The sequence below is a fragment of the Enterobacter cloacae complex sp. BZL2005 genome, from assembly GCF_049238885.1.
Lineage (GTDB): Bacteria > Pseudomonadota > Gammaproteobacteria > Enterobacterales > Enterobacteriaceae > Enterobacter > Enterobacter roggenkampii.
Window position 1 is genome coordinate 245,562 of sequence record NZ_JBMKGI010000001.1, and the last position, 24,964, is coordinate 270,525.

Here is a 24,964-nt window from a genome sequence, read left to right on the forward strand (position 1 = left end):
TAAGGAGACAGACCATGTTCGGATTTCCCCACTGGCAGTTGAAATCGACCTCCACAGAAGCTGGCGTGGTCGCGCCGGATGAACGCCTCCCGCTCGGGCAGACGATGGTGATGGGCGTCCAGCACGCGGTCGCCATGTTTGGCGCCACGGTGCTAATGCCGATGCTGATGGGACTCGATCCCAACCTCTCGATTCTGATGTCGGGTATCGGCACCCTGCTGTTCTTTTTTGTCACCGGCGGGCGCGTGCCCAGCTATCTCGGCTCCAGCGCCGCCTTTGTCGGGGTGGTCATCGCCACCACCGGGTTTAACGGCCAGGGAATCAACCCCAACCTGAGCGTGGCCCTCGGCGGCATCATCGCCTGCGGTCTGGTGTATACCCTGATTGGTCTGGTGGTGATGAAGATCGGCACGCGCTGGATCGAACGCATGATGCCCCCCGTCGTCACCGGCGCGGTAGTAATGGCGATCGGTCTGAACCTTGCGCCGATTGCGGTGAAAAGCGTCTCCGGCTCGCCCTTTGAAAGCTGGATGGCCGTCGTGACCGTGCTGTGCATCGGTCTGGTGGCGGTATTTACGCGGGGCATGATCCAGCGGCTGCTGATCCTGGTCGGGTTGATTGTCGCCTGTCTGGTATATGCCCTGCTGGCGAACGTTTTTGGTCTCGGCAAGCCGGTTGATTTTACGCTGCTGCATCAGGCCGCCTGGTTCGGCCTGCCGCAGATCACCTCCCCCACCTTTAACACCCAGGCGATGATGCTTATCGCCCCCGTCGCCGTTATCCTGGTGGCGGAAAACCTGGGCCACCTGAAGGCGGTCGCGGGAATGACCGGACGCAGCATGGACCCGTACATGGGCCGCGCCTTCGTCGGCGACGGGCTGGCGACCATGCTCTCCGGTTCCGTGGGCGGCAGCGGCGTTACCACCTATGCCGAGAATATCGGCGTGATGGCGGTGACCAAAGTCTATTCGACGCTGGTCTTCGTGGCGGCGGCGGTGATGGCGATGCTGCTCGGCTTCTCGCCGAAATTCGGCGCGCTGATCCATACCATTCCGTCACCGGTCATCGGCGGGGCATCAATCGTGGTGTTTGGGCTGATCGCCGTGGCCGGGGCGCGCATCTGGGTGCAGCATCGGGTCGATCTCAGCCAGAACGGCAACCTGATTATGGTGGCCGTTACGCTGGTGCTGGGCGCGGGCGATTTTGCCCTGACGCTGGGCGGGTTTACGATCGGCGGGATTGGCACGGCGACCTTCGGCGCGATCCTGCTTAACGCCCTGCTGAGCCGCCGGATGGCCGCTGCGCCGCAGGGCGAGGTGGTGCGTCAGGAGTCGTGAAATCTGAATGTCGGGTGACGGCGATGCCTTACCCGACCTTTATGTTCGCTAAGAACACCTTTATGTCAGGCAATCACGCCTGCTCAAACAGTCGTTCGATAGATTTTGTAGGAAAGAAAAGAGAATGGCTGTTTTCAACCGTCAGCGGAATAAAGCCCTGCTTCAGATAAAATTGTTTTGCCTGGTCGTTGAGTGCATCAACAAATATTCCGTGTACGCCCACCGCCTGCGATGCCAGATAGACAACCCGCATGGCATGCGTGACGAGCGTCGTTCCCCACTCCAGCCCCTGTAAGTCTTTATGTATCGCCAGGCGCCCCAGCGTTACGCTCGGTACGTTGCTATAAGGGATTCGACGCTGCTGAGTCTTAGAAGGCAGCATCGCTTTTTCAAAGCAACTACCAGACAACGTGTAATAGCCCAGGACCCGCGGACCATCGCGATCTTTAAGCAAATAGCCTCGCAAAATACGCCCATTGTGCTGACGCACCAGATGTTCTGTGAGGAAGACATTTAGCGAGGGTTCACCACAATCGAAGTCCCTGAAATTATAGTCTTTTCCCTCTGAAAACATTTCGATCGTGAGATTGTCCACGACGCTTCACTCCATGTTTCGAAGACGTTTTGCCGCTCGCTTCAGGCGTTCATTTGGCTCTGGTGGATTGTCGATGGCATCCATCACCGCATTCCAGGATGCTTCGTTTAATACGAGACGGCGGTGCTGCTCGATGACTTCCGCTGCCCGCTCTGACGCACTGTTCACCATAAACTGGGTGATCGTTTGATTTGTCATCGCTGCCGCTTCTTCAATCATTGTTTTGTCTTCGTCCGTTAAGCGAAGATCGATACGCTGTTTTTTCAGTGCTGGCATGGTTTACTTCACCGTGTACGGTATTTATCCGTACACATCGTAGATAAACCCGTCTGTTTTTTCAATCTAAACCTTCTTCAGCAGTCATGTCGCTCACCGGGTTCCGACGCTTTCTGAGCTTCAACTCGCTCACCAGCACCCCGGCGACAATAAACGCCGCGCCCACCAGGGCCAGCAGCGGCAGACGTTCCCCGGCCAGTCGCCCGAAAATGCCCGCCCAGACCGGCTCGCCGGTGTAGATGACCGTTGCCCGCGTTGGCGATACGCTGCGCTGCGCCCAGTTCATGGTGACCTGGATAATGGCGCTGAAAATCCCCAGCCCCAGCGCCACCACGACCAGGCCCGTGGACATCGGCGGCACGGACTCCCCTGCCGGCACCATCGTCGCAAAGGCCACCAGCGAGGCCGTGGCGAGCTGCACCACCGTCACCCGTTTGACGTCGACCTTGCCCGCCCACGCGCTGATGAGAATAATCTCCGCCGCAATGGCAATCGCCCCAATCAGGGTGATGATTTCACCCTGTCCCAGCGCCAGAAGATTGTTTTCCGGCCCGGCCAGTAAGATCAGGCCGATAAACGCCAGCACGATGCCAATACAGGACATCAGACCCGGCAGCCGCCCCAGGCACAGCCATTGCAGTAGCGGCACCAGCGGCACATACATGGCAGTGATAAACGCGGATTTGCTGCTGGAGATGGTCTGCAATCCCCACGTCTGCAGGCTGTAGCCCATGGCTATCGCCACCCCAATCGCCACACCCGCCTTAAGCTCTTTCAGCGTCAGACCCCGCAGCGTTTTAAGGGATATTAGCCCCACGGCTAACGCCGCCGTCGCAAAGCGAAGGCCGACAAAGAAGAACGGATCGCTGAGGGTCACCGCGTACTGAACGGCCAGAAACGTCCCGCCCCAAAACATGGTGATGAGAATGAGGATGGCTTCCTGTGGTTTTACGGAGAACTTAAAGCGTGAGACAGACATGCGGCACCAGCAAATGAGAACAATTCTGTAGTGTGCGTTGCCTTTGGTTACAGTTCAATGTTGCAGAAATAAAAAAACCGCCGGGGGAAACCCGGCGGCAGGGAGTCAACCTGGCGAATTACTTATTACCGCCATGGCTGTTTTTCCCCCCTTTCTTGCCAGCCTCAGATGCGCGCTGAGGGTCATTTTTAAAATTCCCCCCGCTATGCTGGCCACCTTTACGGCCTGCTTCTGATGCTCTTTCACGGTCTTCTGCGAAATTACCTGAACCACCACGATGGTTTGCCATCTCTAACCTCCAGAGTGTGAAACATTAGACATCATATTGCATTCAGTAAAAGAGGATTCTTTCACCTCGCGGCTCAAGGACAACGCCTTTATCTGTGCCGCGTGAAACTAAGCTTAGTGGAATGAGGTTATCCGGCAAGCCGAAGGTAATATCCTGCAACATGATCTCAGTCTTTCGGGTGAGATGACGCGGCGGTAATTCATAAGCCTTTCTTATCATTTTAAAAATCCGCACCGGGAAAGTTGTATCATTTTGCTACAAAGCCATTTTTCTCCTCATGTTGTTATAAATCAAATAAATGGCGTTCATTTTTGCAGTCTGGCTGTGATGACATATCTTTAAAAGAGCGCAGCGATCCGCTGTCAGAGAAACCAACGAGGAGTGAAGCAAAATGGCAAAAGTTCTGGTGCTCTATTATTCCATGTATGGACACATTGAAACCATGGCTCACGCGGTAGCAGAAGGTGCAAACAGGGTTGACGGCGTTGAGGTTGTGGTGAAACGCGTACCGGAAACCATGCAGGCGGAAGCCTTCGCGAAAGCCGGGGGAAAAACACAAAACGCCCCGGTCGCCACCCCGCAGGAGCTGGCGGATTATGATGCCATTATCTTCGGCACCCCAACCCGCTTCGGCAATATGTCAGGCCAGATGCGCACCTTCCTCGATCAAACCGGCGGACTTTGGGCATCCGGGGCGCTCTACGGCAAACTCGCCAGTGTATTCAGCTCAACCGGGACCGGCGGCGGTCAGGAGCAGACGATTACCTCAACCTGGACTACCCTTGCTCATCACGGGATGGTGATTGTGCCAATTGGCTACGGCGCGCAGGAGCTGTTTGATATTTCCCAGGTGCGCGGCGGTACGCCGTACGGTGCAACCACCATTGCCGGTGGGGATGGTTCACGCCAGCCAAGCAATGAAGAACTGTCTATCGCCCGCTATCAGGGTGAATACGTCGCGGGTCTGGCCAAAAAACTCAACGGCTAACACCCAACAGGAGGACAAGCATGCCAACTCAAGAATCCAAAGCTCACCACGTGGGCGAATGGGCAAGTTTACGCAACACCTCTCCGGAGATTGCCGAAGCTATCTTTGAAGTCGCGAAATACGATGAAAAGCTGGCCGAGCAGATTTGGGAAGAAGGCAACGATGAAGTGCTGGTGCGCGCCTTCGAAAAAACGGACAAAGACTCGCTCTTCTGGGGTGAGCAAACCATCGAACGTAAAAACGTTTAAGCGTTTCCCCCCGCCATCACGCGGGGGGTTCTCCTTTACTTCGCCGCGTTATTCATCACCGCATTGAATTTATCGACAGGACAGAAGCCGTTCGCATCCACCGGGCAGCCCTTCAGCTCCAGCGTCACGCGCTGCGCAGGCGACTGCTGCGACAGCACGCTGGCGTTGCGCAGCTGCTCTGAGCTCTGATAGACATACTCAATTTTCATCAGCTCCTGGTTGGCATTTTTGTCATGCCAGCGCTGGAAGACAATCTTGCCGCCAATCGGGGTGCGCTCCTGCTGGTCGTGCAGCTGGTACGGTTTGAAATCGAGGGCGGTGAGCAGGGAAGCAATGTTCGAATCATGCCCCACCAGCAGGGTGATCTTAGGCGCTTTCGCCTGCTCGGTGACCAGCGTTTTATCGATATACTTCACCAGCGGTTTCGCCACGTTTTGCGCCACCTCGGTAGAGGTAAACAGCGAGTCCTGATAGCCGTTTTTCAGCTTCGACAGCACGCGCCACTGCTGGTCGGTTTTGATTTCGCCCCAGGCGACCTGGTCGGCCGGGAAGCCTTCATAATACTGCAGCGTGAACGCGTCCACCAGCGAGTTGCCCACCTTCAGCGGCCCGGAAACGCCGGGCTCTTTTTCATAGTCGGCGCTGAAGGTATCTTTCGCGTCCGCCAGCGAGCAGACTTTTTTCTCTTTGCAGGACGGCGAGTCGGCGTAGTTGGTCATCTGCTCCAGCAGCTTGTAGCTTTCACCAAGCTGCATTTTCTGCCGCTCGGACTCCATCGCCTTGAGCGCTTTTTCGCGGAATGCCGGCGAGTTATCGGTAATCACCGGATTGAATGTCGGGTCCATGGTGCCCATTTTTTCCTGATGGTGCACGGGCACATCGCAGCCCGGGAACGCGCCGGTAATGAAGAACTGCGCGGTGGCGACGGTGCGCTGCAGGCTGTTGGCGTAAGCATAAACGCTATCCGCCGGTGGACATTCTCCCGTCTTCACCATCCCCTGCTGCGCCAGCCACTCGCGCATGTAGTGCCCCATATAGACCTCCAGCACGCCACCTTTGGTGGTGAGCTGGCCGCCCGGCACTTCCCACTCCGGCCACTGCTTCGGCGTGGACTGCTCCAGCACGCTGCCGTTATTGGCCAGCGGCGCGCGCAGGTTGTGACGGCTCATGATTAAAACTTGCTCCAGCTGATACCCTTCCGGCGTCTCTTGCGCCTGTACGCCAAACGTTGCTGAAATGGAACCGGCGACTGCCAGCGCGAGTAGTGCTTTTCTCATCCCTAATTCCTCACTCGTTTTAAAATGTCGCGTTCAGTGTGACAGGTTCGTCACAATTTTCCGGGAAGCATTTCTCAAACTGATGATTAACGTGCTTACGGAGTGTGCCAATTAGTTTTATAATAAAACCACACCCCACCGGAGAATTCGCTGTGAAACGTACCCGCCTTGAAGAGAGCACCTGCCCCGTTGCCCGTTCGCTGGATATCATCGGCGACTGGTGGTCGCTGCTGATCGTTCGAGACGCGCTTCGCGGTATTAAACGCTTCGGCGAGTTTCAGAAAAGCCTCGGTATCGCGAAAAACATGCTGACCACGCGGCTCAAGCTGCTGGTGGACGAAGGCATCCTCCGGCTTCAGCCCGCCTCCGACGGCAGCGCCTGGCAGGAATACGTCCTGACCGACAAGGGACGCGCCCTGCAAACCGTGCTGGTTGCCTTGTCCCAGTGGGGCAATGAATTTTTGTTCGCGGAAAACGAATGTGGCACCGTTCTCGTCGATAGCGAACAGCGCAAACCGCTGCGAAAACTGATGCTTATCGCCGACGACGGGCGCGAACTGACGCCTGAAGAGATCGTGGCCAAACTCCCCTCCTGAGCCCACCCGCCAGGCAAAAGCAAAAAAATCTCGCCAATGTGGTTGCATTATAAAACCAAATGGCAGAGAGTTAATTCAGTTTCATATTGAAACCAAATAACCCACTTTGCCTGAGGTAATGCATTATGACTACGCAAATCACCACCGCCCTGATCACGGGTGCCTCTTCCGGGATCGGTGCCGTCTATGCCGATCGCCTTGCCGCGCGCGGTGCCAACCTGGTCCTGGTCGCCCGCCGCGAGGATCGCCTGAAAACCCTCGCCGCCGACCTGCGCGCGCGCTACGGCGTGGCCGTCGATATTCTGGTGGCCGATCTCACCGATGAAGCCGGGATCCGCGCGGTGGAAGAGGAACTGCGCAGCAATACCGCCATTGATACGCTGGTTAACAACGCGGGCACCGCGCAGATGGCGCCGTTCCTCGCGGGCGAGGTGGCGCAGCATCAGGCCATCAATACCCTCAACACCACGGCGCTGATGCGGCTGACCTACGCCATTCTCCCGCGACTGGCGCGGAACAATCGCGGCACGCTGATCAATATCGCCTCGGTGTTATCGCTCCATGTCCGTGCGGGCAGCGCGCTCTACAGCGCCACCAAGGCCTGGGTACTGAGCTTTACCCGCGGACTGCAGGAAGAATTTGCCGACAGCAACGTGCGCATTCAGGCCGTGCTGCCCGCCGCGACCGCGACGGAGATCTGGAGCCATTCAGGCGTCACGGTGGACGATCTGCCGGAAGGATCGGTGATGACCACCGACGATATGGTGGATGCGTCACTGGCGGGTCTGGATCAGGGCGAACCGATCACCATCCCGCCGATGCATGACGTCAGCCTGTGGGACCGCTACGAAGCGGCACGCCTCGAGCTGTTTAACAGCGCGCGCACCGGCATCCCGGCTCCGCGCTACGTAAAGCAGTAGCCTAACGCTCCAGCTGGTCGCCGTACTCGCTCATCCAGGCGGCCAGCGGAGAGAGGGCATCCTGCAGGGTTAACCCCAGCCCGGTAATCTGATACTCCACGCGCGGCGGGATCTCCGGGTAGACCGTCCGCGTCACCAGCCCGCGCTGTTCAAACAGGCGCAGCTGCTTCGTCAGCTCTTTCTGGGTAATGGGTGCAGCCGCCCGCAGCAGATCGCCAAAGCGGACAGGCGTGTTAATCACAATAAGACGATAAAGGATCGGGATTGCCCATTTGCCGGATATCAGGTTGACAAACTGCGTCATCGGGCAGGTATAGGCCTCAGATTTTTTTTCACAGCACTCACCCAGCATTTCTGCCATAGCACACCTCTTGCCTCGTTAGTATCCATTTGGTACCTGGTTTCCTTTCGATACTAACGTTTCTATAGTGCTTTCTCCAGTGACATTTCAGGAGAAGAACATGGGTCGTTTAACCGATAAGTATACGTTGATTACCGGCGGCACCAGCGGCATCGGTCTTGCCACCGCGCAGGCGTTTATCGCCGAAGGCGCCCGCGTCGCCGTGACCGGACGCAACCCGGACACCCTCGCCGAAGCTGAGCGCATTCTGGGCGATAAGGCCTGGGTGATCCCGACCGATGCGGGCGATATCACCTCGCAAAAAGCGCTGGCGGAAACCCTCGCCGCCCGCTGGCCGCGCCTGGACGCGGTGTTTCTCAACGCCGGCGACGTGACGCACGCGCCGCTGGAAGCCTGGCAGGAAGAGGCCTGGGACCGTCTGATGAACATCAACCTGAAGGGGCCGTTCTTTTTAATCCAGGCGCTGCTGCCGCTGCTGAACAACCCGTCCTCGGTGATCCTCTGCGGCTCCGTGAGCGCGCGCATCGGCCTGCCCACCAGCAGCGTGTATGCCGCGAGCAAGGCCGCCCTGCTGTCGCTGGCGCGCACGCTGTCGGCGGAGCTGCTGCCGCGCGGGATCCGCGTCAACGGCCTGAGCCCCGGTCCGGTGGAGACCCCGGCGTTTACGAAAACGGGCTTAAGCGACGAGGCGCTTAACGCGATGATGGCGGAAATCATCAAGCTGGTGCCGCTCGGCAGAATGGGCTCGACGACGGAGCTGGCAAAAGCCGCGCTCTATCTGGCCTCCGACGAGTCGAGCTACACGGTGGGAACGGAGCTGCTGGTGGACGGCGGCATGGGAAGTCTGTAATTCAAAAGGCGCTGATGCCGGTGACCGCGCCGACATACAGCGCCGCCCACGCGCAGGCGGAAAGCAGGCTGACGGCGTAGACTTTGACGGCGTTAAGCCTGAGCATCCCCGCCGCCAGCGGCACGACATAGCGCAACACCGCCAGAAAGCGCGACGTAAACAGGGCGATGACGCCGTTTTTTTGCAGCTGATGCTGAACCCGTAAAAACGTAGCGGCATGCTTCGCCGTAAAGCGCGCGACCAGCCGGGTGTGTCCCATCAGCTGGCCGATATGGTAATTCAGCATCGAACCTGCCGTCGCCCCCATCACCACGGCGAGCCACGTCAGCGCCGGATGCATGCTCCCCTGGCTGACGCCGATGCCCGCCAGCAGCATCACCGAGGCGGGCGGCAGCACGGAGGAGATCAGCACCGTGGACTTGCTCAGCGCCATCACAAATAACAGCGCGAACAGATGTGCCGGATACAGCGCAAAATGATTCAGCAGATTATCAAGCCACGCCATTTTCTCTCCTCCGTTAATTATTTAATCCTCCATTTAAAGTGAATAAACCTAAATAAAGCCTCAACATTTTATTAATAATATTTATCTAAACCGTTCTTAAACATTATTTAATTTTCTGAGCGCTAAATTTAAACAGGCGTATTATCCCTCTCGTTTTACAACGATCTCGTTATGGCGAGGCTCCTGTACAAATACACGTTATCGCTCTGGTAGGTTCGAGAGAACCGGCACAGGGTAAAACAGGCACTGTCGAATCAAGGCTTTGTCAGTATAACTTCCCTTGCGGGATACGGTGTACAGTGCTGAACCCAGGACGTGGGGATCTCCTCTTCGACATGCCCTGTCTTGCTCGCCCCTGAGAGATGTTATTATTCAAAGGGAATTCACTATGTCTTACGCTATTCACAACCAAAACCTGGCATTCAATGACAGCGCGGTCGCGCAATATATGAATACCGATTTTATCGTCCTCGACGTTTCATTATGCGTGGCGCTGGCGCGCGAGCAATTCTTCGAAAAATTAAAAGACGATGATATTCCGTCGCATATTTTTATTGAAGACAATGGCCGCCTTGCGGGGATGGTTGCCGTGCGCAAGCTGCTACAGACCACAGATACCGTACAGCCAATTAAAAGCCTGATGATTTCGCAGTTTTTGCAGGTCAAACCGGAGGATGAACGTGCCGATGTTGCAGGACTGCTGGCGCACGGCGACGCAGATGTCGTGCCCGTGGTGACCCACGGCAAACTCGTCGGCTGCCTGACCGAGCGGGAAATTGCCCATCTGCTGGAAGATGACGTCACCGAAGATGCCCAGCTTCAGGGGGCGACGCTGCCGCTGGAGAAGCCCTATCTGGAAACCAGCGCCTTCAGCCTGTGGAAGAAACGCTCCGTCTGGCTGCTGCTGCTGTTTGTCGCCGAAGCCTACACCAGCTCGGTCATTCAGCATTTTGAAGAGGCGCTGGAGTCCGCCATCGCGCTGGCATTCTTTATTCCGCTGCTGATCGGCACGGGCGGCAACAGCGGGACGCAGATCACCTCCACGCTGGTGCGCGCCATGGCGCTGGGTGAAGTTCATCTGCGCGACGTGGGCCGCGTGCTGCGCAAAGAGATGACCACCTCGCTGATGATTGCCGTGACGCTCGGCATTGCCGGGTGCATTCGCGCCTGGATGATGGGGATCGGGCTGGAGATTACGCTCATCGTCAGCCTGACGCTGGTGTGCATTACGCTGTGGAGTGCGATTGTCTCGTCCGTCATTCCGATGGTGCTCAAGCGCTGCGGTATTGACCCGGCGGTCGTCTCCGCGCCGTTTATCGCGACGCTGATCGACGGTACCGGGCTGATTATCTACTTTAAGATCGCGCAATATACGCTGGGGCTGGAGTGATGTGATTCCTTGCCGGGTGGCGCTGCCGCTTACCCGGCCTACCCATCCCGTAGGCCCGTGCAAGCGCAGCGCCGCCGGGCAACAATCAGATAGCACCAAGCGCTCTCACCGCCTGCCCAAATGCCTCAATCGCCAGGGCAACATCCTCAGCCATCACCGATTCCGCCGGATGGTGGCTTATCCCGCCCTTACAGCGCACAAACAGCATCCCCACCGGCCAGCGTTCCGCCAGGGCGATGGTGTCATGCCCGGCGCCGCTGGGCAGAGATAACGAGCGCCCCTGCACCGATTCAACCGCGTCGCCCAGCAGTCGCTGCAAACGCGCATCGCACGGCGTGGCGGCGATCCGGTAAAACTCCTCGGCGCTGAAGCTCAGCCCGCGACGGGCGGCGATCGCCTGCGCCTGCGCCAGCAGTTCAGCGAGCAGCGCGTCCAGCGGGGCATCCTGCGGGCCGCGAATATCCAGCGAGAGCGCAACCTCACCGGGGATGACATTGACCGCGCCGGGCAGGCAGCGCAGTTCTCCGACCGTTGCCACCCGGTTGCCGCCCTGCTGCCGGGTGGTGTTTTCAATCAGCACCATCCACTCGGCGGCGGCGGCCAGAGCATCCTTACGATGGTTCATCGGCACGGTACCGGCGTGCCCGGCCTCGCCGGTGAAGCGGCAGTTGAGGCGGCGCGCGCCGTTGATGGCTTCCACCACGCCCAGCGCCAGCCCTTCCTGCTCCAGACACGGTCCCTGTTCGATATGCAGTTCCAGACAGGCGCTGAAATCCTCCTGATGGCGTGCCGCGAGCGCCACGCGGGCGGGATCGAGCCCCGCCTGCACCATCGCCTGCGCCACGCTGATGCCCTGGGCATCGCACGTCTCCAGCCAGCCCTGCGGCCAGGTGCCCGTCAGACCACGGCTGCCCAGCAGGGTGATACCAAAGCGGGTGCCCTCTTCGTCGCCAAAGCCGACAATCTCGATGGCCTGCGCCAGATGCCGCCCCTGCTGGTGCAGGCTATCCACCACTTCGATGGCGGTGAGCACCCCGAGCATGCCGTCGTAGCGCCCGGCGTTGCGTACGGTGTCCAGATGCGAGCCAAGCAGCACCGCCTGCGCCCCCTCCTGCGCGCCCTCGTAGCGTCCACAGATATTGCCCACGCTGTCCTGCCAGACGGTCATGCCCGCCTGGCGCATCCACTCCCCGACCAGCTGGTTGGCCTGGAGATGCTGCGTGGAGAGATAGACCCGCGTCAGGCCGTCCGGGGTTTCGCTGATGGCGGCCAGCGCGTCGGCGCGCGCCATCACCCGCTCTGCCGCCGGGCTCATTGCGGCGTCTCGCGACGATAGTGGTCCCACGCGGCCTGCATGGCGGCCCCCTGGGTGGTAGTGAATTTGAGGTAGTTCAGCACCGACTCCAGCGCGCTCAGGGTAGTCATCACGCAGTCCTTGCGCGCGTTGTAGCCCATGGTGCCAATGCGCCACACTTTGCCGTGCAGCGGGCCAAACGAGGTGCCGATTTCAATCCCGAAATCCTCCAGCATCAGCTTACGCACCTGGTCGCCGTTGATGCCCTGCGGGATGACCACGCCCAGCACGTTATTCATCTTGTGCTTCAGGTCGCCGAAAGTCTCCAGCCCCATCGCCTGAATGCCCTTCAGCAGCGCATCGCCGTGCAGCCTGTGGCGCGCGATGCCGTTATCCAGCCCCTCCTGCAGGATCAGCCGCGCGCATTCGCGGGCGCCAAACAGCGCGGTAGTTGCTTCGGTGTGGTGGTTCAGCCGCTCCGGCCCCCAGTAGTCCATCACCATGCCGAGATCGAAGTAGTTGGAGTAGATCATCTCCTCGTCGCCGTCGCGGTGGGCGTCGGTGCGAATACCCTCCTCCACGCACTTGCGGCGGCGGATTGCCTCTTCCATCCGCGCGCTCAGGGTGATCGGCGACGTGCCGGACGGGCCGCCGAGGCACTTCTGCATCCCGGCCGAGACGGCGTCCAGCCCCCAGGCGTCGGTCTCCAGGGCGTTACCGCCGAGCGACGCGGTGGCATCGGTGTAAAACAGCACGTCGTAGCGGCGGCAGATCGCGCCAAGCTCGGCGAGCGGCTGCAGCATGGTGGTGGAGGTGTCGCCCTGCACGGTCAGCAGCAGACGCGGACGAATACGTTTTATCGCATCCTCGACCTGGTCCGGGGTAAACACCTCGCCCCACGGTACTTCGATGGTATGCACCTCCGCGCGGCAGCGGCGGGCAATTTCGCACAGCAGGTGACCAAAGCGGCCAAAGACCGGCACCAGCACCTTATCGCCCGGGCGAATGGCGGAGACCAGAATGGCTTCAATCCCCGCGCGGGAGGTGCCGTCCACCAGCATCGTCCAGCGGTTTTCGGTGCGGAACACGCCGCGATAGAGCGCCATCACCTCGTTCATGTAGTGTGTCATGGCCGGATCGTACTGGCCGATCAGCTGGCTCGACATGGCGCGCAGCACGCGCGGGTCGGCGTTGATCGGGCCCGGCCCCATCAGCAGGCGCTGCGGCGGGTTGATTTGCGGAAAGTGTGCGATATCCATTGTTCAGTCCTTATCAGTTGAGGCCGCGCACGGAGGAGATGAACTGCTTCAGTTCCGTGGTCTGCGGGTTGGCGAACAGCGTTTTGCTGTCGCCCTGCTCCCAGACTTTCCCCTGGTGCATAAACACCACGCGGTCGCCCACTTCGCGGGCAAAATTCATTTCATGGGTAACCAGTATGAGCGTCATCCCCTCGGCCGCCAGCTGCTCCAGCACCTTGAGCACTTCGCCCACCAGCTCCGGGTCGAGCGCGGAGGTGATCTCGTCGCAGAGTAACACTTTCGGCGACATCGCCAGCGCGCGGGCAATGGCCACGCGCTGCTGCTGGCCGCCGGAGAGGCTCGACGGGTAGTAATCCAGACGATCGCCAAGCCCCACTTTCTCCAGCATGCGCTGGGCCAATTCGCGGCATTCGGCGGCGCTTTTCTTCAGCACCCGACGCGGGGCGAGCATCACGTTCTCCAGCGCCGTCATGTGCGGGAACAGGTTAAAGCTCTGGAACACCATCCCCACCGAGCGGCTGATTTCGCGCGCCTGGGAATCCCGGTCGGTAATGGTCATGCCGCCCAGCTTGATGCTGCCGTCCTGATAGCCTTCCAGGCCGTTGATGCAGCGCAGCAGCGTGCTTTTGCCCGATCCGCTGCGCCCGATGATGGAGATCACCTGGCCCATGTCGATATCCAGATCGACGCCCTTGAGCACGTGGTTATCGCCGTAGTATTTCTGCACCTGATTAATGGTGATGAGAGGCATTGAATTTCGTCTCCAGATAGCGGCTGTAGCGCGACAGCGGATAACACAGAATAAAGTAGCCGAGCGCCACCAGCGCAAAGACCTTAAACGGCTGATAGGTCACGTTGGTCAGCATGGTCCCGGCCTTGGTCAGCTCGACAAAGCCGATGATCGACGCCAGCGCGGTGCCTTTGATCACCTGCACGGCAAAGCCGACCGTCGGCGCAATGCCGATGCGCAGCGCCTGCGGAGCGACCACGCGAAACAGGGTCTGGCCAAAGGTCAGCCCCAGACAGCGCGACGCTTCCCACTGCCCCTTCGGCAGCGCGCGAATGCTGCCGTACCAGATATCGAGCAGAAACGCGCTGGTGTAAAACGTCAGCGCCAGCGAGGCGGCGGTCCACGGCGAGACGTCGATGCCGAACAGCGCCACGCCGAAGAAGGCCAGGAACAGCTGCATCAGCAGCGGCGTGCCCTGAAACAGCTCAATATAGCCGCGGATAATGCGCTTCACCGTGCGCCCGCCCGTCAGGCGCAGCAGCAGGAGCGGCAGCGTTACCACCGCCCCGCCGACGAACGCCACCAGCGACAGCAGCACCGTCCAGCGTCCGGCCAGCAGCAGATTGCGAATAATGTCCCAGTCGGTAAAGGTGGTCATCATGCCTGCACCCCCAGCCATTTCCGTCCTGCCGCCATCATCAGCTGGCGCAGGGTAATCGACAGCGCTAAATAAATCCCGGTGGTCACCAGATAGACCTCAAAGCTTAAAAACGTTCTGGACTGGATCAGGTTGGCGGCGAAGGTCAGCTCTTCATACGAGACCTGCGACACCACCGACGAGCCGAGCATCACGATGATGCACTGGCTCACCAGCGCCGGATAAATGCGCTGCAGCGCAGGCGGCAGCACCACGCGGATAAAGGTCTGCAGGCGGGTCAGCCCCAGCACGCGACCGGCCTCCCACTGCCCTTTCGGCGTGACCTGAATGCCCGCGCGGATAATCTCGGTGCTGTAGGCGCCCAGGTTGACCACCATGGCCAGCAGCGCCGCTTCCCCCGCCGTCATCTTCAGACCCAGGTTCGGCAGGCCGAAGACGATGAAAAACAGTTGCACCACAAACGGCGTGTTGCGGATGATCTCCACATACCCGCCCCAAATCCGGCTGTACCAGGTGGTGCGTCCGCTGCGGATCGCCGCGCCGATAATCCCTGTTGCCAGCCCGCCGACGGTGGCCATCACCGTCAGCTGAATAGTGACCCACAGCCCGGCCAGCAGCGCCGGCCAGTGCGGCCAGAGGGCGGAAAAATCAAGTTGCTCAGTCATCGGCTCAGGCGCCAAGATTTGCCGGCAGCGGGGCCTTCAGCCACTGCTCAGACAGACCGTTCAGCGTGCCGTCCTTAATGCCCTGCTCGATCAGCGCGTCCACTTTTGCCTTCAGGGCCGGTTCGTTTTTCTTCAGGCCAATGAAGCACGGCGAGTCTTTCAGCATAAAGCTCGGCACCGGGGCTTTCGCCGCGTTCTGGCGCGAAATGGCCGCCACCACGAGATTGCCGGTCGCCACGTACTGGACCTGGCCGGACAGATATGCCGACAGCGTGGTGTTGTTGTCTTCGTAGCGTTTCACGTTGGCATCTTTCGGCGCCAGGCCGGTCAGCACCATGTCCTCCACCGCCCCGCGCGTCACGCCGATGGTTTTTCCGCTGAGCGCGGCGGCATCCTTCAGTTCAGCCCCTTTCGGGCCAAACACGCCGAGGAAGAACGGCGCGTAGGCGCGGCTGAAGTCGATTACCTTCTCGCGCTCCGGGTTTTTACCGAGGCTGGAAATGACCAGATCCACCTTGTCGGTTTGCAGGTACGGCACGCGGTTGGCGCTGGTCACCGGCACCAGCTGCAGCTTGAGCTTCATCTGTTTAGCCAGATAGCGCGCCATGTCGATGTCATAGCCCTGCGGCTGCAGATCGGTTCCCACCGAGCCAAACGGCGGGAAATCCTGCGGAACGGCAATGCGGATGGTGCCGCGCTTCTCGATATCCTGAAGCTGGTCAGCCTTTGCCGGCAGCTGTGTGAAGAGGCATGCGGCCCCGGCCAGTGCAATTAACAGTTTTTTCATGGTGCTTCCCCGTAACGTTAACATGAAACAAAAGATTCTTTGAAGGTGTTTTTGCAACTAATGTGCCAGATAAGGTGAAGCGGGGGTTTTTCTAATAAAGCCTGATAAAACGCGGGCGGGGCGAAAACGCTCTCCATTTTCGCCCCGCCCTTATGCACCATTTTAATGCAAAGCACCACCCTGATGCCCCATTATCGCTGTTCGAGTTCGTCCAGCTGCTGGTAGAGGGAGGCAATCTCGTGAATGCGCGGGCGGCCCTTATCAAGAATGTCATGCAGGAAGGCGTTCGCCAGCAGGTTGATCAGGCTGTTGACCGAGGAATAGCTGTCATAGGCGGAAACGCTGTCCAGCGGGGCGCAGAGCTGCCAGCTCGCCAGCGGAAACAGGCTGTGGGCCTGCGGCTCGCACATCAGCAGCACCGGAATACCGCTGCTCTGAAGCTGCTGCAGCAGCGGGCGGATGATGCGCGGGCGACGGCGAAAGGCCATCATCACCACCAGATCGTCCGGCGTTAAGTCCACCAGCTCCTCGCTCAGGCTCTGCCCCGGCTGCGGCAGGACCAGCACCTGACCGCGCGCCTGCAGCAGCTGCTGGCGCAGATGAAGCGCCGCCGGATAGGCGTTACGCATGCCGATAATGACGATACGCCGCGCCTTCACCATGCAGGCTATGGCGTCGGCAAACTGCTGCGCGTCGAGGGCATTGACCCACTGGGTCAGGTTTGCCATCTCCTGCTTATAGTGGCGCGCCAGCAGCGTATTGCCCTGCACCGCATCGCGATTGTCGGTGAGCGGCATCCCGCTCTGGCGCAGGGTGCGCAGCTCTTCGCGCATGTCCTTATATTTCTCATAGCCCAGACGCTTAAACAGACGGCTCACCGTGGCTTTCGACACCCCGCTCAGCTGCGCCAGCTCGGCGCTGTTGTAGCTAATGAGGTCGTCAAAATGATCGAAAATAAAATCCGCCACCCGCTGCTCCTGCGGCGACAATGACGCGTATTGTGCTTTCAGACGTTCATCTAACTGTTCCATAGCGCCTCTGTAACTTTTGTTTCATTACATTGTACCTTTTTTGTATGTATTCATTATACGTGCCAGTTTACTGAAACTTTTCTTTCAGAACTGGAACAGCTTTTGCAGCACTTTGTGACTTTCAGAGTTACGAGGACGCTTCATGCAAAGTAATGTCTCCACGCACGGCATGGCCGTTGCGCCCCACAATCTTGCCAGCCAGAGCGCGCTGGCGGTGCTGCGCGAAGGCGGCAGCGCGATAGAGGCGATGGTCGCGGCAGCGGCCACCATCGCCGTGGTTTACCCGCATATGAACGGGCTGGGCGGCGATGGCTTCTGGCTTATCGTGCCGCCGGAAGGCGACCCCATCGCCATTGACGCCAGCGGCGCGGCGGGTTCGCGGGCAACGCTTGCCGCCTACGACGGTCTGGCGCATATCCCCCATCGCGGGCCCCGTGCGGCGCTGACCGTCGCCGGCACGGTAAGCGGCTGGGACGAGGCGCTGAAGGTCTCGCGCGAAATGACCGGCAAAACGCTGCCGCTGGCCCGCCTGCTGGCCGACGCCATTGACTATGCGCAGAACGGCACCCCGGTCACGGCCTCTCAGGCCCACGCCACGGCCAGCAAGTTCGACGAGCTGAAGGCCATCCCCGGCTTCGCGGAAACCTGGCTGGTGGACGGTAAGCCGCCGCAGGTCGGGAGCCGCTTTTACCAGCCCGCCATGGCCACGACCCTGACGCGTCTGGCGGAAGAGGGTCTCGACAGCTTTTATCGCGGCCCGCTGGCGGAAGTCCTGGCGCACGGCATGGAGACGCTGGGTCTCCCCGTGACGCTGGCCGATCTCAACGCCCACGCGGCCCGGCGCACCACGCCGCTGAAGCTGGAGCATCAGCAGGGAGAGATCTTTAACCACGCCCCGCCAACGCAGGGGCTGGTCTCGCTGGCGATACTCGGCATCACCGACCGCCTGAACATGGCGGACGCCGACGACGCCGAAACCCTTCACCGCATCGTGGAAGCCACCAAGCTGGCCTTTGGCCTGCGCGATGCCCACATCACCGACCCACGCGCGCTGAAAACCGATGTTCAGAAACTGCTGGATCCCGCCGCCCTGCAGGCGCTTGCCGACAGGGTTGACGACGGCCGCGCCGCGCCGTGGGGAACCGGAAAAGGCCCCGGCGATACGGTGTGGATGGGGGTGATGGACAGCAGCGGGCTTGCCGTCTCGTTTATCCAAAGCCTTTATCACGAGTTCGGCAGCGGCGTTGTCCTGCCCGATACCGGCATCGTCTGGCAGAACCGGGGCGCATCGTTCAGCCTCGATCCCGCCCATCTTCTGGCCCTCGCGCCGGGCAAACAGCCGTTCCACACCCTGAACCCGGCGGCGGCGCGTCTGAAGGACGGGCGCGTGATGGTTTACGGATCGATGGGCGGCGACGGCCAGCCGCAAACCCAGGCCGCGCTCTTTACCCGCTACGTTGTCCAGGGCGTCCCTCTGCAGGAGAGCATCACCCGCCCACGCTGGCTGCTGGGGCGCACCTGGGGGCAAACCTCAGACACCTTAAAGCTTGAAGGGCGTTTTTCACCCGAGACGGTCGCGCGCCTGCGGGCACTCGGTCACGAGGTGGAGCTATTCCCTGACTTTAGTGAAGCCATGGGCCACGCGGGCGCCATTGTTCGCCACCCCAACGGGCTGTTTGAAGGGGCATTTGACCCGCGCAGCAACGGCGCGGCCGCCGGATTCTGAGGAGAAAACAATGACGACACACCAACCCGACTGGCAGGCGTACCTGGCGCAGATGGAAACCGTACTCGGCGTGACGCTGGATGACGCCCGCCGGGCCGAACTGCAGCTGCAGTTTAGCCGCATAGCCAGCATGGCCGCCCCGCTGATGGCGCTGCCGCTCGACGACCGTCTGGAGATCGCAGGAGTGTATAAAGCATGACGCTACACGAGATGAGTATCAGCGCGATCCAGCAGGCGCTGAGCGCAGGCGAGCTGAGCGCTCGCGAGATTGCCCGCCAGACGCTGGAGGCGATTGCGCGCGTGAATCCGCAGATCGGCGCCTGGACCGCCGTGACGGAAGCACGCATGCTCGCCGAGGCCGACAATATCGATACCCTGCGACGGGAAAAGCGCCCCCTGCCGCCGCTGGCGGGCGTGCCCTACGCGGTAAAAAACCTGTTCGACGTTGCCGGTCACACCACCCTCGCCGGGGCCGAGCTGTTCAGCCAGCGCCCCGCTGCCGCCGCCGACAGCTTCGCCGTGCGCCAGCTGCGCAGCGCGGGCGGGCTGCTGACCGGGATGGTCAATATGGACGCCTACGCCTACGGCTTCACAACCGAGAACAGCCACTACGGCGCGACGCGTAACCCGCACGACCTGGCGCGCATTGCGGGCGGGTCGTCCGGCGGTTCAGCCGCCGCGGTGGCCGCCGGGCTGGTGCACTTTTCGCTCGGCACCGACACCAACGGCTCGATTCGCGTTCCGGCCTCACTGTGCGGCATCTACGGCCTGAAGCCCACCTTTGGCCGCCTGTCGCGATCCGGCAGCCATCCGTTTGTCGCGAGCCTGGATCATATCGGGCCCTTTGCGCGCCGCGTATGCGACCTGGCGTCCGTGTACGACGCGCTGCAGGGCCGGGACACCAGCGACGGTTTTCAGGCAGAGAGCTCGCGTGAACAGACGCGCCCCCTGCTTGACCGCGGGCTTGACGGCCTGCGCTGCGCGGTGCTCGGCGGCTACTTCACCACCTGGTGCGACGCGGACGCCAGAGACGCCGTGGCGCGGGTGGCGAAGGCGCTCGACGTGCAGGATGAGCTTCAGTTTCCTGACGCCGAGCTGGCGCGTTCCGCGGCGTTTATCATCAGCGCCTCCGAAGGGGGAAATCAGTACCTGCCTGCGCTTCGCCGGGAGCCCGAGCGTTTTGAGCCGCACTCCCGCGAACGCCTGCTGGCCGGGGCGATGATCCCTTCCGCCTGGTACATTCAGGCCCAGCGGTTTCGCGCGCAGGCACGGCAGGCGTTTCACGCGCTGTTTGCACGGGCCGACGTGCTGATTGCCCCGGCAACGCCGCGCAGCGCCACGCGGATCGGCGAGCAAACCATGGAGATTAACGGTCAGCCGCTTCCCATCCGCGCCAGCATGGGGATGCTGACCCAGCCGATTTCGTTTTTAGGCCTGCCCGTGACCACCGTTCCGCTGCGCACCGCGCAGGGCGCGCCCATTGGCCTGCAGCTGATTGCCGCGCCGTTTAACGAGCAGGCCTGCCTGCGCGTCGCGCGGGTTCTGGAAGAGAGCGGCATCACCGATGCCCGCCCGGCGGAGATAGCAGCATGATGAATCACGATGACATTAACCTCCCGTGGGTGGTTGCCGAGGTGACGGCCGCGTTTTACCGCTATGAGGACGCGCTGGTGAGCAACAACGTTGCGGTGCTGGACGAGCTGTTCTGGCACGACAAAAACACGGTGCGGCTGGGGGCAGGTGAAAATCTCTACGGGATCGATGAAATCCGCGCCTTTCGTGCGGCGCGCCCCGCCGCCGGGCTGCAGCGGACGTTGCGCCATACCGTCATCACCACCTTCGGGGAGGATTATGCCGTATGCAGCACCGAATTTACCCGCGAGAGCACGGAACGCATTGGCCGCCAGCAGCAGACGTGGGTGCGGTTTGCCTACGGGTGGCGCATTGTGGCGGCGCAGGTGAGTTTGATGGTGTAACGCTGAAAAACCTGCCCGGTGGCGCTGCGCTTACCGGGCCTACGATGTTCCGTATGCCCTGTGGGCCCTGTAGGCCGGGTAAGGCGCAGCCGCCACCCGGCAAAACATCGCACACTTACTTCTGAAACGGATGCACCTCCCGCCAGTGGTCGGCAATCTGCTGGCGGGTACAGACCCACACCCGCTCGTGCTGCTCAACGTAATCCAGGAACCGCTGCAGCGCGCGAAAACGCCCCGGTCGCCCGAGCAGGCGGCAGTGCATGCCGATGGACATCATCTTCGGCGCGCTTTCCCCCTCTTCGTACAGCACGTCAAAACTGTCCTTCAGATACGTATAAAACTGCTCGGCGGTATTAAACCCCTGAGCGGTGGCGAAGCGCATGTCGTTTGCATCCAGCGTGTAGGGCACAATCAGGTGCGGTTTGCGGGTGCCGTCGCTGCAGGCCACTTCCGTCCAGAAGGGCAAATCGTCGCCGTAGTAGTCGCTGTCGTAGTCAAAACCGCCATGCTCCACCACCAGCTGGCGCGTGTTGGGGCTGTCGCGCCCGGTGTACCAGCCCGCTGGCGGCTTGCCGAACAGGTCGGTCAGAACGTGCACCGCCTTGTGCAGGTGTTCGCGCTCCTGGCTGATGTCCATATTCTGATAGTGGATCCAGCGCCAGCCGTGGCTGACCACGTCGTAATCCGCGGCTTTGATCGCCTCAACAATCTCCGGGTGACGCGCCAGCGCCATCGCCACGCCGAAGACCGTCAGCGGCAGGCCGCGTTTCTGAAATTCATTGTGGATCCGCCAGAACCCGGCGCGGCTGCCGTATTCGTAGAGGGAGTCCATCGACATGTGTTTGTCCGGGTAGCTGGCCGCGCCGATGATGTCCGACAGGAACTGCTCGGACCCGGCATCGCCGTGCAGAACGTGGTTTTCCGCCCCCTCTTCATAATTGAGCACAAACTGCACGGCGATGCGCGCCTGATTCGGCCACCGCGCGTGCGGCGGGTTGCCCGCGTAGCCGCGCAGATCCCGCGGATAATCCTGTTTGAAAAGCCCCATTGCCACCCCCAAAAATTAAAATGGATTCAATGCCTGAAAAGGCCCGCTTAACGCTTTGTTCTCCGGGAACGCCAGATCGCCGTACTTGCTGGTCGACAGCCCCAGCGCCACCAGCGATTCCACCATCTTCACCGCCGCGCTGACGCCGTCGATCACCGGCACGCGCAGTTCGCGGGTCAGCTCCTGCGCCAGGGTCGCCATGCCGCCGCAGCCCAGCACGATGGCACCGCAGCCATCCTCTTGCAGCGCCTGTATACAGCGCGCGCGTACTTTCTCCTGCGCCAGTCCGCTGCCGTCTTCCAGCGCCAGCACCGGGAGATCGATAGCGTGCAGCGCCGCGCAATGGTCCTGAAAGCCATACTGGTGCAGCAGATGACGGGCAATGATCAGCGTGCGCGGCAGCGTGGTAACTACCGAAAAGCGCGTCGCCACCAGCGTCGCCATATGCATGGCGGCTTCCGCAATGCCGACTACCGGCCCCTGCGCCAGCTCGCGCGCCGCCAGCAGGCCCGGATCGCCAAAGCAGGCGATGACGTGACCGTGCACGCCCTGCTCTCTTCCGAGCTTGACCTGTTCAAGAACGCCCACGGCGGCGATGGCCTCATCGAAGTGGCCTTCTATAGACGGCACGCCCGCGCTCGGACAGACCGCGAGGATCTCCGTCCCCGGCGCCGCCACCGCGCGGGCCGCCGCGCCGATGGTTTCCGTCATGGCGAGGCTGGTGTTGGGGTTGATCACTTGTATACAGACAGACATTACGACTCCTTGTGGCCGGCAAACAGCCGGGCAAAATCAGGCAGGCACTCGCCCGCCCGCTCGAAGCAGAGGCTGGCGACGATATGTTCAAAATGGTGCATGAGGGCATCGCTTAGTGGCTCAAGCGCCTTCTGGCGCAGCAGATCCACCAGCTGTTCGTGATCGTTGCAGCGGCAGTCCTGACGCCACGGCGCGCCCCAGGTGGCAATCACCAGCGAAGAACGCTGGCTCAGGCCGGTCACCAACTCCGTGAGCACCTGGTTGCCGGAGATAGCCTGCAGCTGAATGTGGAAATTGGCGGAGTGGCGAATTGCCGCCGGACCGTCATAGGCCTCGTGCGCGTGCTGCTCCTGGCGAATAATGGCCTCCAGCGCGGCAAGGTGCGGCGGCTGACAGTGCGCCAGCACGTCCGGCAGGTTGGCGACCTCCAGCAGCGCGCGGGTGCGGAAGATGTGCCGCGCCTCTTCCACCGTCGGGCTGGCGACGTGTGCACCACGCTTGGGCGTCAGGGTGACCATTTGCACAGCGGCGAGTCGTTGAAGCACCTTGCGGATGCCCGTGCGGCTCACGCCAAAGACCTCTGCCAGCGCCTCTTCCGGCAATTTGCTCCCCGGCAGCAGCTGGTGTTCGACAATCGCGGTCATCAGCGCCTGGAAGATGGTTTCGTCTTTGTCATGCAGGTCTGGCGCGGTCTGCAGGGCGTTAATGTTGTTCATTCACCACTCCGAATTTTACTTTCCGTTATCGAATCGTATACATAAAAATAAAATATTGCATACAAGATTTATTATTTTGGCCTGGATCCTGCAACACCGTTTGCACTCCCACTCAACGGGTTTTCATTCACAGGAGCAGGTTTCATGCCAAACAGTCAAAACGCACAACAAGGTACGGCCGCTGATTCCGGTGCGGTTTACAGCCCACGTCTTTGCAATGAGGATCTGGCACCGACGCGTGACCAGAACTGGAGCTGGTACAACATCTTTTCGTTCTGGATGTCGGACGTTCACAGCATGGGGGGTTATGTGGTCGCCGCGAGCTTCTTTACGCTCGGGCTGGCAAGCTGGCAGGTGCTGCTCTGCCTGCTGGTGGGGATTTGCATCGTGCAGCTGTGCGCCAACCTGGTGGCCAAACCGAGCCAGATGGCGGGCGTGCCCTATGCGGTGATCAGTCGACAGGCGTTCGGCGTGTTCGGGGCCAATATCCCGGCGGTGATCCGCGGGCTGATTGCCTTCGCGTGGTACGGGATTCAGACCTATCTCGCCGCCAACGCCCTGATGCTGGTGGCGCTGAAGTTCTGGCCATCGCTCTCTTCACTCACTACCGGCGCATTCCTGGGCCTGTCGCATCTGGGTTGGATCTGCTTTGCCATTATGTGGGTCCTGCAGGCGATGGTCTTCTGGCACGGCATGAGCGCCATCAAGCGCTTTATTGATATCGCCGGTCCGGCGGTCTATGTGGTAATGCTGGCCCTTGCCGGCTGGATTGTATACAAGACCGGTTTTGACGGGATCTCCTTTACCCTCGCCAGCAAATCCCTGAGCGCGGGCGAGCAGACCTGGCAGATGATCACCGCGACCGCGCTGGTGGTCTCCTACTTCTCCGGCCCGCTGCTCAACTTTGGCGATTTCTCCCGCTACGGCAAAAGCATGGGTGAGATCCGCCGCGGCAACCGCTGGGGGCTGCCGTTTAACTTCCTGCTGTTCTCCATCGTCACCGTGGTGATTGTCTCCGGCACCCAGTCGCTGTTTGGCCGCATGATCACCGATCCGATCGAAACCGTCAGCCGCGTGGGTAACGATCTGGCCGTGGCGATAGGCCTGCTGACGATGATCACTGCCACCATCGGGATCAACATCGTCGCGAACTTCGTCTCCCCGGCGTTTGATTTCTCTAACTGCTCGCCGCAGAAAATCAGCTTCCGCACCGGGGGCATGATCGCCGCCGTCGGTTCGATCCTGCTCACCCCGTGGAACCTGTTCAACTCGCCGGAGCTTATCCACTACACCCTGGACGTGCTCGGGGCGTTTATCGGCCCGCTGTTCGGCATTCTGATTGCCGATTTCTACCTGATTAAGCGCGGCAAGGTGTCGGTTGACGATCTGTTCGACGACACGCCAAAGGGCAAATACTGGTACCGCAACGGCTTTAACCCGAAAGCCATTGGCGCGCTGATCCCGTCCGTTGCCGTGGGCCTGGTCATCAGCTTTATCCCGGCCCTACATGAGGTGGCAAACTTCAGCTGGTTTATCGGCGTCTTCCTCGGCGGCGTCACCTACCGCTGGCTGGCGCGGGAAGAGCGCGAGACGGCTGGCGCGACGTCGTTTGGCTCCCGCGTGGCGACGCAAAAAGAGTAATCCCTTCCCTCTGGCCGCAGCGTATCTGCGGCCCGTTCATTCTGGCACCGTTCTTGCTGAGCTTTC

28 protein-coding genes, 1 pseudogene and 1 riboswitch are annotated in these 24,964 nt (G+C 60.7%); of the genes and pseudogenes, 12 read left to right on the forward strand and 17 right to left on the reverse strand.

Annotated elements, in window-relative coordinates; translation table 11 throughout:
• The first annotated feature begins 14 nt into the window (after positions 1 to 14).
• Positions 15 to 1,337 (forward strand): pyrimidine utilization transport protein G, encoded by a 1,323-nt coding sequence (rutG, locus tag ACOTXI_RS01275; protein ID WP_008499826.1) that lies wholly within the window; start codon positions 15 to 17, stop codon positions 1,335 to 1,337.
• A gap of 73 nt (positions 1,338 to 1,410) precedes the next feature.
• Here the strand turns inward: rutG and ACOTXI_RS01280 are convergent, their stop codons facing one another.
• From ACOTXI_RS01280 to ACOTXI_RS01295, 4 genes are all read right to left on the reverse strand, one after another.
• Positions 1,411 to 1,932 carry a GNAT family N-acetyltransferase gene (locus ACOTXI_RS01280; RefSeq protein ID WP_025912981.1) on the reverse strand — a complete coding sequence of 174 codons (522 nt, stop codon included), beginning with the start codon at positions 1,930 to 1,932 and terminating at the stop codon, positions 1,411 to 1,413.
• Positions 1,933 to 1,938: 6 nt separating this feature from the next.
• Entirely contained in the window at positions 1,939 to 2,208 is a 270-nt protein-coding gene (locus ACOTXI_RS01285; protein WP_008499829.1) for a DUF1778 domain-containing protein, read from the reverse strand.
• A gap of 61 nt (positions 2,209 to 2,269) precedes the next feature.
• Positions 2,270 to 3,187, reverse strand: a complete 918-nt coding sequence (locus tag ACOTXI_RS01290; RefSeq protein ID WP_025912980.1) for a DMT family transporter — start codon at positions 3,185 to 3,187, stop codon at positions 2,270 to 2,272.
• A gap of 118 nt (positions 3,188 to 3,305) precedes the next feature.
• The gene (locus ACOTXI_RS01295) at positions 3,306 to 3,476 is read right to left on the reverse strand and encodes a general stress protein (RefSeq protein WP_013097201.1); all 171 of its coding nucleotides are present in this window, start codon (positions 3,474 to 3,476) and stop codon (positions 3,306 to 3,308) included.
• A gap of 391 nt (positions 3,477 to 3,867) precedes the next feature.
• Between ACOTXI_RS01295 and wrbA the strand changes: the two genes are divergently transcribed.
• Both wrbA and ACOTXI_RS01305 read left to right on the forward strand, forming a co-directional pair.
• Positions 3,868 to 4,464, forward strand: coding sequence for an NAD(P)H:quinone oxidoreductase (wrbA, locus tag ACOTXI_RS01300; RefSeq protein WP_008499831.1), 597 nt, complete (start codon positions 3,868 to 3,870; stop codon positions 4,462 to 4,464).
• 20 nt (positions 4,465 to 4,484) lie between these two features.
• The gene (locus tag ACOTXI_RS01305; RefSeq protein WP_008499832.1) at positions 4,485 to 4,712 is read left to right on the forward strand and encodes a YccJ family protein; all 228 of its coding nucleotides are present in this window, start codon (positions 4,485 to 4,487) and stop codon (positions 4,710 to 4,712) included.
• A gap of 35 nt (positions 4,713 to 4,747) precedes the next feature.
• Here ACOTXI_RS01305 and agp read toward each other — a convergent pair whose 3' ends face one another.
• A complete protein-coding gene (gene agp / locus ACOTXI_RS01310) occupies positions 4,748 to 5,989 on the reverse strand; it encodes a bifunctional glucose-1-phosphatase/inositol phosphatase (protein ID WP_058654606.1) in 1,242 nt (413 codons plus the stop codon).
• Between the two features lie 152 nt (positions 5,990 to 6,141).
• Here agp and ACOTXI_RS01315 point away from each other — a divergent pair, with 152 nt between their 5' ends.
• Positions 6,142 to 6,585: a winged helix-turn-helix transcriptional regulator gene (locus ACOTXI_RS01315; protein ID WP_008499834.1), complete on the forward strand. Its 444-nt coding sequence runs from the start codon at positions 6,142 to 6,144 to the stop codon at positions 6,583 to 6,585.
• Between the two features lie 125 nt (positions 6,586 to 6,710).
• The gene (locus tag ACOTXI_RS01320; RefSeq protein ID WP_032674506.1) at positions 6,711 to 7,505 is read left to right on the forward strand and encodes an SDR family NAD(P)-dependent oxidoreductase; all 795 of its coding nucleotides are present in this window, start codon (positions 6,711 to 6,713) and stop codon (positions 7,503 to 7,505) included.
• Between the two features lies 1 nt (position 7,506).
• Here the strand turns inward: ACOTXI_RS01320 and ACOTXI_RS01325 are convergent, their stop codons facing one another.
• Positions 7,507 to 7,866, reverse strand: a complete 360-nt coding sequence (locus tag ACOTXI_RS01325) for a winged helix-turn-helix transcriptional regulator (protein WP_008499836.1) — start codon at positions 7,864 to 7,866, stop codon at positions 7,507 to 7,509.
• 100 nt (positions 7,867 to 7,966) lie between these two features.
• Between ACOTXI_RS01325 and ACOTXI_RS01330 the strand changes: the two genes are divergently transcribed.
• Positions 7,967 to 8,716, forward strand: coding sequence for an SDR family oxidoreductase (locus tag ACOTXI_RS01330; protein ID WP_023292828.1), 750 nt, complete (start codon positions 7,967 to 7,969; stop codon positions 8,714 to 8,716).
• A 1-nt stretch (position 8,717) separates the two neighbouring features.
• Here the strand turns inward: ACOTXI_RS01330 and ACOTXI_RS01335 are convergent, their stop codons facing one another.
• Complete coding sequence (locus ACOTXI_RS01335) at positions 8,718 to 9,221, reverse strand: DedA family protein (RefSeq protein ID WP_058654607.1); 504 nt, start codon at positions 9,219 to 9,221, stop codon at positions 8,718 to 8,720.
• A 158-nt stretch (positions 9,222 to 9,379) separates the two neighbouring features.
• Positions 9,380 to 9,549: riboswitch (M-box (ykoK) riboswitch) on the forward strand.
• A gap of 60 nt (positions 9,550 to 9,609) precedes the next feature.
• Here ACOTXI_RS01335 and ACOTXI_RS01340 point away from each other — a divergent pair.
• Positions 9,610 to 10,611, forward strand: coding sequence for a magnesium transporter (locus tag ACOTXI_RS01340; protein WP_044596842.1), 1,002 nt, complete (start codon positions 9,610 to 9,612; stop codon positions 10,609 to 10,611).
• Between the two features lie 85 nt (positions 10,612 to 10,696).
• Here ACOTXI_RS01340 and hpxK read toward each other — a convergent pair whose 3' ends face one another.
• From hpxK to hpxU, 7 genes are all read right to left on the reverse strand, one after another.
• The gene (gene hpxK / locus ACOTXI_RS01345; protein WP_058654608.1) at positions 10,697 to 11,926 is read right to left on the reverse strand and encodes an allantoate amidohydrolase; all 1,230 of its coding nucleotides are present in this window, start codon (positions 11,924 to 11,926) and stop codon (positions 10,697 to 10,699) included.
• Positions 11,923 to 13,164, reverse strand: a complete 1,242-nt coding sequence (locus ACOTXI_RS01350) for a pyridoxal-phosphate-dependent aminotransferase family protein (RefSeq protein WP_032651243.1) — start codon at positions 13,162 to 13,164, stop codon at positions 11,923 to 11,925. The genes hpxK and ACOTXI_RS01350 overlap by 4 nt, the downstream gene beginning before the upstream one ends.
• A gap of 13 nt (positions 13,165 to 13,177) precedes the next feature.
• Complete coding sequence (locus tag ACOTXI_RS01355) at positions 13,178 to 13,915, reverse strand: amino acid ABC transporter ATP-binding protein (RefSeq protein WP_008499843.1); 738 nt, start codon at positions 13,913 to 13,915, stop codon at positions 13,178 to 13,180.
• A complete protein-coding gene (locus ACOTXI_RS01360; protein ID WP_071882588.1) occupies positions 13,896 to 14,552 on the reverse strand; it encodes an amino acid ABC transporter permease in 657 nt (218 codons plus the stop codon). The genes ACOTXI_RS01355 and ACOTXI_RS01360 overlap by 20 nt, the downstream gene beginning before the upstream one ends.
• Positions 14,552 to 15,217: an amino acid ABC transporter permease gene (locus tag ACOTXI_RS01365; RefSeq protein ID WP_058654752.1), complete on the reverse strand. Its 666-nt coding sequence runs from the start codon at positions 15,215 to 15,217 to the stop codon at positions 14,552 to 14,554. The genes ACOTXI_RS01360 and ACOTXI_RS01365 overlap by 1 nt, the downstream gene beginning before the upstream one ends.
• A 4-nt stretch (positions 15,218 to 15,221) precedes the next feature.
• Positions 15,222 to 16,004, reverse strand: a complete 783-nt coding sequence (locus ACOTXI_RS01370; RefSeq protein WP_047745118.1) for a transporter substrate-binding domain-containing protein — start codon at positions 16,002 to 16,004, stop codon at positions 15,222 to 15,224.
• A gap of 191 nt (positions 16,005 to 16,195) precedes the next feature.
• Positions 16,196 to 17,035 carry a MurR/RpiR family transcriptional regulator HpxU gene (gene hpxU / locus ACOTXI_RS01375; RefSeq protein WP_058654609.1) on the reverse strand — a complete coding sequence of 280 codons (840 nt, stop codon included), beginning with the start codon at positions 17,033 to 17,035 and terminating at the stop codon, positions 16,196 to 16,198.
• Positions 17,036 to 17,177: 142 nt separating this feature from the next.
• Between hpxU and hpxW the strand changes: the two genes are divergently transcribed.
• From hpxW to hpxZ, 4 genes are read left to right on the forward strand one after another with little or no spacing between them, the layout of a single operon-like run.
• Positions 17,178 to 18,761 carry an oxamate amidohydrolase gene (hpxW, locus tag ACOTXI_RS01380; RefSeq protein WP_058654610.1) on the forward strand — a complete coding sequence of 528 codons (1,584 nt, stop codon included), beginning with the start codon at positions 17,178 to 17,180 and terminating at the stop codon, positions 18,759 to 18,761.
• Between the two features lie 10 nt (positions 18,762 to 18,771).
• Entirely contained in the window at positions 18,772 to 18,960 is a 189-nt protein-coding gene (hpxX, locus tag ACOTXI_RS01385; protein WP_008499849.1) for an oxalurate catabolism protein HpxX, read from the forward strand.
• The gene (locus ACOTXI_RS01390) at positions 18,957 to 20,354 is read left to right on the forward strand and encodes an AtzE family amidohydrolase (RefSeq protein ID WP_058654611.1); all 1,398 of its coding nucleotides are present in this window, start codon (positions 18,957 to 18,959) and stop codon (positions 20,352 to 20,354) included. Before hpxX ends, ACOTXI_RS01390 begins: the two co-directional genes overlap by 4 nt.
• Positions 20,351 to 20,737 carry an oxalurate catabolism protein HpxZ gene (gene hpxZ, locus ACOTXI_RS01395; protein ID WP_008499851.1) on the forward strand — a complete coding sequence of 129 codons (387 nt, stop codon included), beginning with the start codon at positions 20,351 to 20,353 and terminating at the stop codon, positions 20,735 to 20,737. Before ACOTXI_RS01390 ends, hpxZ begins: the two co-directional genes overlap by 4 nt.
• 115 nt (positions 20,738 to 20,852) lie before the next feature.
• Here hpxZ and puuE read toward each other — a convergent pair whose 3' ends face one another.
• The 3 genes and pseudogenes from puuE to ACOTXI_RS01410 form a co-directional block, all read right to left on the reverse strand.
• Complete coding sequence (gene puuE / locus ACOTXI_RS01400; protein WP_008499852.1) at positions 20,853 to 21,785, reverse strand: allantoinase PuuE; 933 nt, start codon at positions 21,783 to 21,785, stop codon at positions 20,853 to 20,855.
• Positions 21,670 to 22,541: pseudogene (gene hpxA / locus ACOTXI_RS01405) on the reverse strand (allantoin racemase). Before hpxA ends, puuE begins: the two are co-directional and overlap by 116 nt.
• A complete protein-coding gene (locus ACOTXI_RS01410; protein WP_058654613.1) occupies positions 22,541 to 23,257 on the reverse strand; it encodes a GntR family transcriptional regulator in 717 nt (238 codons plus the stop codon). Before ACOTXI_RS01410 ends, hpxA begins: the two are co-directional and overlap by 1 nt.
• Before the next feature lie 144 nt (positions 23,258 to 23,401).
• Here ACOTXI_RS01410 and ACOTXI_RS01415 point away from each other — a divergent pair, with 144 nt between their 5' ends.
• A complete protein-coding gene (locus ACOTXI_RS01415; RefSeq protein WP_008499855.1) occupies positions 23,402 to 24,898 on the forward strand; it encodes an NCS1 family nucleobase:cation symporter-1 in 1,497 nt (498 codons plus the stop codon).
• Positions 24,899 to 24,964: the final 66 nt, after the last annotated feature.